This window comes from Kitasatospora sp. NPDC059973 (assembly GCF_042737525.1).
In the GTDB taxonomy this organism is placed as follows: Bacteria; Actinomycetota; Actinomycetes; order Streptomycetales; family Streptomycetaceae; genus Kitasatospora.
This window is the reverse complement of sequence record NZ_JBHWUI010000018.1, coordinates 67,749-78,430: the sequence shown is the minus strand read 5'-3', so window position 1 is coordinate 78,430 and position 10,682 is coordinate 67,749. Positions and strand designations below refer to the sequence as shown.

Sequence of the window (10,682 nt, the reverse complement as noted above, 5' to 3'; positions counted from 1 at the left end):
GCGGGGCACCGGGCTGCGGGGGCGGCGGCCCGCCGTAGCCGGCGAAGCCGAGGGAGGGGGCGGGCGCCTCGAAGGCCTGGACGCCGCCGCGGGTGCCGCCCGCCAGGGGTGCGCCGCCCGGTGCCATGGGAGCGGGCGGCGGTACGGGGCGCGGGAGCGGGGCGGCGGCCCCGACGAGGACCGGTCCGCTCCGGCGGGGCTCGGGGCGGGGGCCCACCGCGTCGTAGCCGGTGAAGAGGTCGCTCAGCCCGGCCGGGGGCTCGCGCCAGCCGGAGGGCGGCGGGGCGGGCTGGCTGCGGCCGATCCGCAGCGAGCGCAGCTTCGGCAGGTCGGTGCGCCGCTCCAGGTCGGCGGTGGAGAGGGCGAGGCGGACGTCGGTCCAGTCCTCGCCGGTCCGCTGGGCGACGGAGGCGCGCAGGACCAGCCGGCCGGTGTCCGAGCCCTGCTGGTAGGAGAGCCGGTAGGCGGGCACCCAGCGGGCGGCGGGGACGCCGTATTCGAGTTCGATGTCGATCTCGGGGGCGGGTGCGGGTGCGGTGCCCTCGGGCCGGGAGTTCGAGGGCGTGGGAGCGGTGAGGGTGAGCAGGACGGTCGCGGAGGTCTCCACCGGCCGGGCCGGTCCGGCGGTGGACGAACGCGCCAGCCGGTCGGCCAGCGTCTCGGTCGCGTGCTCGGCCCGTTCGAGCTCCTCGGCCAGCTCGTCGGCGCGGAGGTGGAGCCGGGTGAGCCGCTCGTCGACGAACTCGGCCAGCTCCAGCCAGGCGTCGGCGGGCGTGCGGCGGAGCGGTTCGTCCCGGCGGCGGGCCGGCGGGACGGCACGCAGCGCGGTCGTCTCCGCGATGGTGTCGAGGACCAGGCGCTGCCGCTCGCGGACGGCGGACTCGTGTTCCCGGGCGGCCTTCAACCGGCTGTGGAGCTCGGGGAGGTCGTCGGGGGAGCGGAGTTCGGCGACCGGTTCGAGGCGGGCCTCCGTGACGGCGGTGCCCGGCGGGCCGGAGAGCACCCGGGCCCGCAGCGACCGCCCGTCGAGCACCTGCGGCAGCCCGGTCAGCCGCAGTCGCCCGCCGGGCGGCAGGGCCACCCGGGCGCGCCGGCGGCAGACCGCGCCGACGGCGTGGACCACGACGGAGTCGAGCTCCGACGGATGGGCCGGTACCGCGGTTCGGTCGGACTGCTGTTCGTCGTCTGCCCTGTGCTGGTCGTCCACCCGGCCTACCCCTTCGTTCGCGCCGCTCGCGCCGACGGCGCGCTGCCGCCCCCTGGGCGGTCAGTCTGCCTCGCATCGGCGCGGGCGTCCTCGGATTTCGCCCGTGCTCGGCGTGTGCGGCGTGCGTGTGCGGCGGTGTGTGTCCGCGCGTGTGCGGTGCGCGTGTGTGCGGTGCGGTGCGTGGTGCGGTGTCCTGTGGTCGCGGTGCGTCGTGTCCGCGGCGCGGTGCGGTGCGCGTGCGATGTGGTGCGCGTGGTGTCGCGTCAGGGGGGACGGAGCCGGTGGCCGCGCGGTTGCGGTCGGCGGGGGTGGACTGTGGCCGCGGGGGTGGTGGGGATGCGAGAGGATGGGCGGGCACGTCCAGGCCAGCCCCTTGAGGAGAGCCACCCCGCCATGCGCACTGCCGCCGTCGTCGGTACCGGACTCATCGGCACCTCCGCCGCCCTCGCCCTGACCGGACGCGGGCTGACCGTTCATCTGGAGGACGCCGACCCGGACGCGGCCCGTACCGCCGCGTCGCTCGGCGCCGGCACCACCGAGCCGGCCGACGGTCCGGTGGACCTCGCGATCATCGCGGTGCCGCCCGCCCTGGTCGGCAAGGTGCTCGCCGACTGCCAGCGGCGCGGACTGGCGCGCTGGTACACCGACGTGGCCAGCGTCAAGGACGGGCCCAGGGCCGAGGTGGCCGCGCTGGGCTGCGACACCGTCCACTACATCGGCAGCCACCCGATGGCCGGCCGCGAGCGCTCGGGCCCGCTGGCCGCGCGCGCCGACCTGTTCGAGGGCCGGCCCTGGGTGCTCACCCCCACCGCCGACACCGACACCGAGACGCTCAACGCCGTCCTGGAGCTGGTCGCCCTCTGCGGCGCGATGCCGATCGTGATGGACGCCGCCGCGCACGACCGGGCCGTCGCCCTGGTCTCGCACGCCCCGCAGCTGGTCTCCTCGCTGGTCGCGGCCCGGCTGGAGAAGGCCGACGAGACGGCCATAAGGCTCTCCGGCCAGGGTGTTCGGGACGTCACCAGGATCGCGGCCTCCAACCCGGGCATGTGGGTGGACATCCTCTCCGCCAACGCCGGCGCGGTCGCCGACATCCTGGAGGAGGTCGCCGTCGACCTCGGCGAGACCGTCGCCGCCCTGCGCTCGCTGCAGGCCACCGAGGAGGGCGAGCGCCGAGCGGGCGCGGCCGGGATCGAGACCGTGATGCGCCGGGGCAACGCCGGCCAGTCGCGGATCCCCGGCAAGCACGGTGCGCCGCCGACCCGGTACGAGACGGTGGCGGTGGTCCTCGGCGACCAGCCCGGCGAGCTGGGCCGGCTCTTCGGCGAGGTCGGCGCCGCCGGGGTCAACATCGAGGACGTCGTCATCGAGCACTCGTCGGGGCAGCAGGTGGGCTTCGTCCAGCTGTCGGTCGCGCCGGGCGCGGTGACGCCGCTCACCGTGGCGCTCCGGGCGAGCGGCTGGAGCGTCCGGGACTGAGGACCGGTACCCGAGGGGTCGGAGCGCGGCCGGTAGGGGGGCCTGCCGGTTCGGGGGCCGGATCAGGGGCCGGGGCGCGGGCCGGTACGCGGGCCGGTGCGGGGGTGGCGGCACGGGGCCGGTGCCAGTGGCACGGAGCACCGGGGCGGGGTCTGGCGCCGGTCCATTAACCTGGAGGGAGACATCCCCCGGTTTCAGGCTGTGCGGCTCGCGCCGTACAGGATTCAGGTTCGGGCTCAGGCCCAGAGAGAGGTTCGCCCCGTGGACACTGCCGACCGAGCGCACGCCCCGGTCGTCGTCGCCATCGACGGACCCTCCGGCTCCGGCAAGTCGACCGTCTCCCGGGCGGTCGCCGCCCGGCTGGGGCTGAGCTTCCTGGACACCGGCGCCATGTACCGGGCGCTGACCTGGTGGATGCTGGCCAACGACGTGGACATCGACGACCCGGAGGCCGTGACCGTGGCCTGCGGCAAGCCGGTGATCGTCTCCGGCACCGACGCGGCCGGCCCGACCATCACGGTGGACGGCCAGGACGTGTCCGGTCCGATCCGGGGGCCCGAGGTGACCGCGCAGGTCAGCGCCGTCGCCGCGGTGCCCGCCGTGCGGACCCGCCTGGTGGAGCTGCAGCGCGGCTGCGCCGAGGTCGCCGAACGCGGCATCGTCGCCGAGGGCCGGGACATGGGCAGCGTGGTGTTCCCGGACGCCACCGTCAAGATCTTCCTGACCGCCTCGGTGGCGGCCCGGGCCGAGCGGCGGGCGGCCGAGCTGCGCGCCAAGGGCGTCGACGAGGCCACCATCGCCGAGATGGCCGCCGACCTGGTCCGCCGGGACAAGGCGGACTCCTCGCGCGAGACCGCTCCACTGACCCAGGCCGCCGACGCCGTCCTGGTGGACACCAGCGAACTCAGCCTGGAGCAGGTCATCGGCACGATAATCATGCTGGTGGAGGAGCGGGCCGGGCTGTCGGCGGTCTGAGCCGCCACCGGGCGCCGCCCGGGGGTCCCATCCCCCGCGCCGTCCGGGATCCCTCACTCCGGGCCCACCGCCCGGGGCACACCGTCCGCGGCCTTCGCCGGTCGCGGCCCGCTGTTCGGGAGCGCCCGCGGGGCGCCTCCCTAGAAGTACGGAAGCGCCCGCGGGGCGACTTTCTCGAAGTACTCGCGCTGCCCCGACCGGGGCAGGTACGCACGGCACGCCCCTGGGAAGGGCCGCGCCGGGAAACGGAAAACACGAACATGACCGCAGAGCACTCCGCCACCGAGCACGGTGAGCTGGACGCCGCCGAGTACGCCGAATTCATGGCGCTCGCCGCCGAGGAGGGGTTCGACCCCGAGGACGTCGACGGGCTCGGGGGCGCCGACCACGCGCCGCTGCCCGTGCTGGCCGTCGTCGGCCGCCCGAATGTCGGCAAGTCGACCCTGGTGAACCGCATCATCGGCCGCCGCGAGGCCGTCGTCGAGGACAAGCCGGGCGTCACCCGCGACCGGGTCAGCTACGAGGCCACCTGGAACGGCCGCCGCTTCAAGGTCGTCGACACCGGCGGCTGGGAGATCGACGTCCTCGGCATCGACGCCATGGTGGCGGCGCAGGCCGAGCTGGGCATCGAGACCGCCGACGCGGTGCTGTTCGTGGTCGACGCCACCGTCGGCGCCACCGACACCGACGAAGCCCTGATCAAGATCATTCGCCGGGCCGGCAAGCCGACCGTGCTCTGCGCGAACAAGGTCGACGGCCAGTCCACCGAGGCGGAGGCCGCGTACCTGTGGTCGCTCGGCCTCGGCGAGCCCTTCCCCGTCTCCGCCCTGCACGGCCGCGGCTCCGGTGACCTGCTCGACGCCGTCATGGCCGCCCTGCCCGAGGCCCCGCCGCAGACCTTCGGCGTCGCCGCCGGCGGCCCGCGCCGGGTCGCGCTGATCGGCCGGCCCAACGTCGGCAAGTCCAGCCTGCTCAACAAGGTCGCCGGCGAGGAGCGGGTGGTCGTCAACGAGCTGGCCGGCACCACCCGTGACCCGGTCGACGAGATGATCGAACTGGGCGGCAAGACCTGGAAGTTCGTCGACACCGCCGGTATCCGCCGCCGGGTCCACCTGACCGCCGGCGCGGACTTCTACGCCTCGCTGCGCACCTCCGCCGCCCTGGAGAAGGCCGAGGTCGCGGTCGTGCTGGTCGACGCCAGCGAGACCCTGGCCGAGCAGGACACCCGGATCATCTCGATGGCCGTCGAGGCCGGGCGCGCCGTCGTCATCGCCTACAACAAGTGGGACCAGCTCGACGAGGAGCGCCGCTTCTACCTGGAGCGCGAGATCGAGCGCGATCTCGTCCAGGTGCAGTGGGCGCCCCGGGTCAACGTCTCGGCGAAGACCGGCCGGCACATGGAGAAGCTCGTCCCGGCCATCGAAACCGCCCTCGCCGGGTGGGAGACGCGCATCCCGACCGCGCGCCTGAACGCCTTCCTCGGCGAGCTGGTCGCGGCGCACCCGCACCCGATCCGCGGTGGCAAGCAGCCGCGCATCCTGTTCGGCACCCAGGCGGGTACCCGCCCGCCGCGCTTCGTGCTGTTCGCCTCGGGCTTCCTGGAGGCCGGGTACCGCCGCTTCGTCGAGCGCCGGCTGCGTGAGGAGTTCGGCTTCGTCGGCACGCCGATCTCGATCTCGGTGCGGGTGCGGGAGAAGCGCAAGCGCAAGTAGTCGCCGCCGCTGTGCCCGGTCGGCCGCCGCGCCCTTAGTGGCGGCCCGGCCGGCCGGGCCGGTGGTCTGTCGGCCGGTGGTCGACGGACGGTTCGACAGGAGGGCCCCCGCCGTTTCGACGGCGGGGGCCCTCCTGCGTGCGCGGGCGGGTGCGGGGCGGGTGCCCCGGCGGGTGCGGGCCGGTGCGTGGGCCGGGTCAGTGCTGGTCGCTGCTGCGGCCCGGGGGGAGCGAGAGCAGGTTGCGGTGGCGTCCGCCGGTGGCCGGACCGGCGGTGGGGGCGCTGCCGTTGCTCATCACCGGTGCCGGTGCCGGTGCCGGGGCGGGCATCGGGTGCGGCACGGGCCCCAGGTAGCCGGCCGCGACCCAGCCCTGGCCGTTGGCGAACTGGGCGGCGGGCTGGGCGGGTTGGCCGACCTGGCCGAGCCCGTCGCTGGTGGGGTCCGCGGGAGTGTGCGGGGCCCCGGTGTGGTGTGTGCCGGTGTGCTGGCTCGCGGTGTGGTGGGCGTGGGTGGAGTGGGTGCCGCTGCTGTGGGTGCTGCCGGTGTGGCCCTGGCCGTTCTGCTGGTTCGGCATGAACTGGGGGAGGCCGGCGGCCTGGCCCGCGTACGTCTGGAACGCCTGGTGCTGCGGCGGGTACGGACGGGGCTCGGCGAGCACCGGGTAGCCGTCGCGGACGGCGAAGCCCGCGAACCTCAGGTTCTCCTCGCCCGAGCGGTCGCCGGGCAGCGCGCGGAACAGCCGCCGGTACTCGGAGTACAGCTCGTCGTAGATCGGCGTGGCCGAGTGCGGGTGCTCAGCGTCGAACGACGGGCGCATGCCCGGGATCACTCGGGGGGCGGTGGTGGACCGGCGGTGGGATGCGGAGACGTCGTAGCTGTACACACAGGGGCCAACGAGCGAGTCCCCCGGGGGATGCGGGGTGTCCGGCCCCGGCCGGAAGGTTGGCCTATGCCGGTCGGGGTGCGGACCGGTCCGTGGCGGGCCTTCCGGCCGGGGGCGGGCTTCCGGCCGGGGTTTCCGGCGGGTGCGGGTTTCCGGCGGGTGTGGGTTTCCGGCCGGGGCGGGACGAGGCGTGCCGGAGGTGTCAGGGAGGCTCAGGTGCCCGCGAGCGGGAGGGAGGCGCCGACCACCTGACCCAGGGCGACGGCACGCTCCAGCGCCTGGCGCAGCAGGTCCTCGCGCGGCTGCCGGCCCACCATGCCCGCCGGAACCGCGTACATGGTCACCTCCGTGAGCTGGTTGGCGGCGAACCTCCAGGCGTCGGTGACCTGGAGCGGCTGGTGGGCCTGCCACCAGCCGGTGCTGCCCCCGGCGGCCGCGGGCTGCAGGATCGCGTGCAGCTTGCCCATCGCCACCAGGACGGACCAGCCGGCCAGTTGGTCCGGCGTCTTGTCGAGGTCGGTGACGGGCTGGAAGCCGGCGTCCTGGAGGAGGTCCAGGAACTCGTCGGTGCCCGAGGTGTTGCCCGGTCGGCCGACCGGTCCGGTGGGCTCGACGACGACCGCGGCGTGACCGGTGTCGCCGTGCAGGACCAGCCCGCAGGTGATGCCGAGGATGGCGGCCTGGCCGGGCGCGGTGGCCTGGGCGCCGGCGGACGGGGCACCGGTGGCCTGGGCGCCGGCGGACTGGGCCGGGTTCGGGACGGCGGGTCCCGGGATCACGGGGCCCGGGACGGCGGGCACCTCGGTCTGCGCCTGGCTGATGCTGCGTACCGCGCCCACCAGCTGCTCCTCGGAGACCGGCACCACCTGGGAGGGGATGCAGCGGGCATGGGCGAAGGCGAGCACCGCCGTCTCCTCGCCGACGAACAGCACCGTGCTGGTGGGCTCCTGGAGCGAGTCACCGGGGGTGCGGCAGGACGTGCACTCGTAGCTGTCGGGTGTGTGGGCGCCGCCGAGCAGGCGGTCTGCCTCGTCGTCGCCGATCTCGGATCGGACCTCGTCGCTGACGGCGAGCATGCGCGGCACTGGGACTCCTCGGTTGTCGGGTTCGCCGGCGGTCAGGGGTGACGCGGGCGGGGGAGGGGAGCGGGCGGTGGGGCTGGGTGTGGCTGGTGCAGTAGGTGGGGCGGGTAGCGCTGGTGGGGCTGGTGGGGCTGGAAGAGCTGGTGGATCGGGTGGAGGGCCTCTGGGTGGGCGCTCGGGTCGGGCCGGGGTCGGTCGTCGGGGGTGGCCGTCGGGGGTGGCCGTCGGGGGTGGGACCGGGCTGGGACAGGGCAGGACGGGCGGTGGGGCGAGGGGCCTTTCCGGCCGCCTTTACCAACGGGCCCCTGTGGCAGGGGTCACGGGTGGACACCGAGGGTGACGGGAATTGCCCCTGATCCGACCGCGCGAAGTGGTCGGATGCTCACAATCTGTCGATGTCGGCGACAGGAAGGCCGGAATGAAACCGTGAGGTGGGTCACGGCCGGGCAATGTTTGATCTAGGAAATGACGGTTATATCGGACATTTTGGACATGCTTGCATGGTCATTACCGCCGGTAACGCCTTGCTGAGCTGGGCAGACCGTCGGGTGTTTGGTTCCGTGGCGACCTGACTCGTAGCTTCATTGGTGGTGCAACGAGCACCACCCGGGTTCACCTCCGACGCACAGCCCACCGGCTCACCCCGGCGTGGGCCGTGCCCACTGATGCGACCGCTCGATCTGGTCGCCGGTGCGTGGTGGGTGGCCGGGGCGGCGCGGCACGTCCGACACGTGCCCGGCCGCCCGATGGACGCGGCGAGCGATTCGACTCCTTCGAGGGTCTGGTTCCGCATGCCCGCCCGGGGCTGTCGAGAGGAACCTCATGACCTTCCGTAACGAGACCGCCGCTGCCACCACCTCCACCGTCACCAAGCGCAACCGCGTTCGGATGGCTGTTGTCGCGGGTGCCGCTGTCGCGGCCCTCCCGGTGGCCGGCCTCGTCACGGCCAACTCGGCCTCCGCCGCCTCCGTCTCGACCTGGGACGCGGTTGCCCAGTGCGAGAGCGGCGGCAACTGGGCCATCAACACCGGCAACGGCTTCTACGGCGGCCTGCAGTTCACCTCCAGCACCTGGGCCGCCTTCGGTGGCACCGCCTACGCCGCGCAGGCCAACCTGGCCACCAAGGCGCAGCAGATCTCCGTCGCCGAGAAGGTGCTCGCCTCGCAGGGCCCGGGCGCCTGGCCCGTCTGCTCCGTCAAGGCCGGTCTGACCAAGGGCGGCACCCCGGCCGCCGTCGACACCTCCGTCGCCGCCAAGCCGGCCGCCCCGGCCGCCACCGCTGCGCCGAAGGCCGCCGAGGCCCCCAAGGCCGCGCCGAAGACCGTCGAGGCCCCCAAGGCCGCGCCCAAGGCTGCCGAGGCCCCCAAGGCCGCGCCGAAGTCCTCGGACGCCGCCGCCTCCTGGAAGGCCGAGAAGCCGGCCAAGCCCGCGAAGCCCGCCGCTCCGGCCTCGAACGACGCCAAGCCGGTCACCGGCGGCAACTACACCGTGAAGGCCGGTGACACCCTCAGCACCATCGCCGCTGCCCAGGGCACCGACTGGCACGAGCTGTACAACGCCAACGCCAAGGTCATCGGCGGCAACCCCGACCTGATCTTCCCGGGCCAGACCCTGACCGTCTGATCCCTCGGGGACGGTGTGATCCCTCGGGGTCGGCCGACTTCTCGGGTCCATAAGGACCCCGCCGGTCCGTCGTGCCTTTCGGTCCGTCGTGCCTTCCGGTGCGACCGGGGGCGCCGGTTCGGTCGGGCCGCCTGTTCCAGGTGGCCGCCGTACTCCGGACATGCTGTTCGAACGGCCGCTTCTCCGCTGTGCGGGGGAGCGGCCGTCGGCGTGTCCGGCGTGTCGGGACGGGCCGGCGAGAGGTGCGCTTAGGGTCGGCTGCTGTGCCTTCTCAGCGTTCATAGGATCAGCCGTGAATCGTTCGTACCGACCGGTCGCCCGGTGCGGTCCTCGGCTGCCGGCGTCGTCCCCGCGCCCCTCGTCGCCCTCGTCCTCGCGCTCGCCCTCGTGCTCCTGCCGGCCGTGGTGCCGCTCCCGGCCGGCCGGGCCCGCGCCGCTTCGACGGTGGCGGACATGATCTGGGACGAGCTCGCCGAGTGCGAGAGCGGCGGCGACTGGCGGGCCGCCACCGGCAACGGCTACTTCGGCGGCCTGCAGATCTGGCCGCCGACCTGGGAGGAGGCTGGCGGCCTGCGTTTCGCCGACCGCCCCGACCGGGCGAGCCGGCGCCAGCAGACCACCGTGGCCGAGGAGATCCTCCATCTGCAGGGGTGGGAGGCGTGGCCGGCCTGTGCCCGGGAGATCGGGATGATCGGTGGAGGGTCCGACCGCGGCTGATCGGGTCCTGCGCCCGCTCGCCCTGCCGGCCGCCCGGTGGGTGCGGGAGGATGGTGGCGTGATCCAGGGCGAACTGTTCGGTACGGGCTCCGGTCGCGACCCGGAGTCCGGTGTCGGTCGCGACCTCGGTTCCGGTGCCGGACTCGACCCGGGGCCCGGTGCAGGGTCGGGCGCTGACGGGGCTTCCGTGCCCGGGCGGTCCGAACCGGCGCCCGGCGCGGTGCTCGTCCCCGGCTGGCTCGACGCCGAAGCCCAGCTCCGCCTGGTCGCCGCGTGCCGGGAGTGGGCCCGGCCGCCGGCGGGGATGCGCGCCGTCCGGATGCCGACCGGCGGCATGATGTCGGTCCGCATGGTCGCCCTGGGCTGGGACTGGTACCCCTACGGCTACCGTCGTGTCGCGGCCGACGGCGCACCGGTCAAGGCGTTCCCGCCGGAGCTCGCCCGGCTCGCCCGCGACGCGGTCGACGCGGCGTACGGCGAGGCCGTCGACGCGATCGCGGGCGCCGCCGGGTACGAACCGGACATCGCGATCGTCAACCACTACCCGCACGGCGCGAAGATGGGGCTGCACCAGGACCGCGACGAGCGCACGGACGCGCCCGTGGTCTCGCTCTCCCTCGGCGACACCTGCCTCTTCCGGCTCGGCAACACCCGCACCCGCACCCGGCCGTGGACCGACCTGGAACTGCGCAGCGGTGACCTGCTGGTGTTCGGCGGACCGGCTCGCTTCGCGTACCACGGGGTGGTGCGCACGCTGCCTGGCACGGCGGATCCGGCGCTCGGGCTGACCGGCCGGCTCAACATCACTGTCCGCCAGTCGGGCCTGTGACGGCGGCGCTGCCGTCGTCCGTGTGCGGAGCTCTGGGCGTCCGGGCGGTGCTCACGGTGTCCCTTTGCGGTGCTGACGGTGCCCGGTTGCGGCGCTCGCGGTGCCCCGTCTGCGGTGCTCGCGGTGTCCGGGCGTAGCTTCTACGCCGGCATGTTCGAAGCGATGGGTCCTCGTT

The 10,682-nt window shown here is 74.5% G+C and carries 9 protein-coding genes; 6 read left to right on the top strand and 3 right to left on the bottom strand.

Going from position 1 to position 10,682, the window contains the following annotated elements:
- A partial coding sequence (locus ACFWA9_RS08045) for a DUF4139 domain-containing protein (protein ID WP_380384423.1) occupies positions 1-1,207 on the bottom strand: 1,207 nt, incomplete at its 3' end.
- Positions 1,208-1,600: 393 nt separating this feature from the next.
- On the opposite strand from ACFWA9_RS08045, the gene ACFWA9_RS08040 reads away from it, so the two are divergent.
- The 3 genes from ACFWA9_RS08040 to der all read left to right on the top strand — a co-directional run bounded on the left by ACFWA9_RS08040 (position 1,601) and on the right by der (position 5,373).
- Positions 1,601-2,686 (top strand): prephenate dehydrogenase, encoded by a 1,086-nt coding sequence (locus tag ACFWA9_RS08040; protein ID WP_329490179.1) that lies wholly within the window; start codon positions 1,601-1,603, stop codon positions 2,684-2,686.
- A 261-nt stretch (positions 2,687-2,947) separates the two neighbouring features.
- Positions 2,948-3,661 (top strand): (d)CMP kinase, encoded by a 714-nt coding sequence (cmk, locus tag ACFWA9_RS08035; protein ID WP_329490180.1) that lies wholly within the window; start codon positions 2,948-2,950, stop codon positions 3,659-3,661.
- 260 nt (positions 3,662-3,921) lie between these two features.
- Entirely contained in the window at positions 3,922-5,373 is a 1,452-nt protein-coding gene (der, locus tag ACFWA9_RS08030; RefSeq protein WP_329490181.1) for a ribosome biogenesis GTPase Der, read from the top strand.
- 196 nt (positions 5,374-5,569) lie between these two features.
- Here the strand turns inward: der and ACFWA9_RS08025 are convergent, their stop codons facing one another.
- Complete coding sequence (locus ACFWA9_RS08025; protein WP_380384418.1) at positions 5,570-6,190, bottom strand: hypothetical protein; 621 nt, start codon at positions 6,188-6,190, stop codon at positions 5,570-5,572.
- Positions 6,191-6,468: 278 nt separating this feature from the next.
- Positions 6,469-7,341: a hypothetical protein gene (locus ACFWA9_RS08020; RefSeq protein ID WP_380384415.1), complete on the bottom strand. Its 873-nt coding sequence runs from the start codon at positions 7,339-7,341 to the stop codon at positions 6,469-6,471.
- Positions 7,342-8,160: 819 nt separating this feature from the next.
- Between ACFWA9_RS08020 and ACFWA9_RS08015 the strand changes: the two genes are divergently transcribed.
- From ACFWA9_RS08015 to ACFWA9_RS08005, 3 genes are all read left to right on the top strand, one after another.
- On the top strand, positions 8,161-8,961 hold the full coding sequence (locus ACFWA9_RS08015; RefSeq protein ID WP_380384412.1) for a transglycosylase family protein: 801 nt from the start codon (positions 8,161-8,163) through the stop codon (positions 8,959-8,961).
- A gap of 321 nt (positions 8,962-9,282) precedes the next feature.
- Positions 9,283-9,678, top strand: a complete 396-nt coding sequence (locus ACFWA9_RS08010; protein ID WP_380384409.1) for a transglycosylase family protein — start codon at positions 9,283-9,285, stop codon at positions 9,676-9,678.
- A 187-nt stretch (positions 9,679-9,865) separates the two neighbouring features.
- Positions 9,866-10,507 carry an alpha-ketoglutarate-dependent dioxygenase AlkB family protein gene (locus ACFWA9_RS08005; protein WP_380384406.1) on the top strand — a complete coding sequence of 214 codons (642 nt, stop codon included), beginning with the start codon at positions 9,866-9,868 and terminating at the stop codon, positions 10,505-10,507.
- Positions 10,508-10,682 lie beyond the last annotated feature (175 nt).

Bases quoted from the DNA above. Each gene is read 5' to 3' on its own strand.
- ACFWA9_RS08040 (WP_329490179.1), top strand. From the start codon at position 1,601: ATGCGCACTGCCGCCGTCGTCGGTACCGGACTCATCGGCACCTCCGCC.
- der (WP_329490181.1), top strand. From the start codon at position 3,922: ATGACCGCAGAGCACTCCGCCACCGAGCACGGTGAGCTGGACGCCGCC.
- ACFWA9_RS08025 (WP_380384418.1), bottom strand. From the start codon at position 6,190: ATGCGCCCGTCGTTCGACGCTGAGCACCCGCACTCGGCCACGCCGATC.
- ACFWA9_RS08015 (WP_380384412.1), top strand. From the start codon at position 8,161: ATGACCTTCCGTAACGAGACCGCCGCTGCCACCACCTCCACCGTCACC.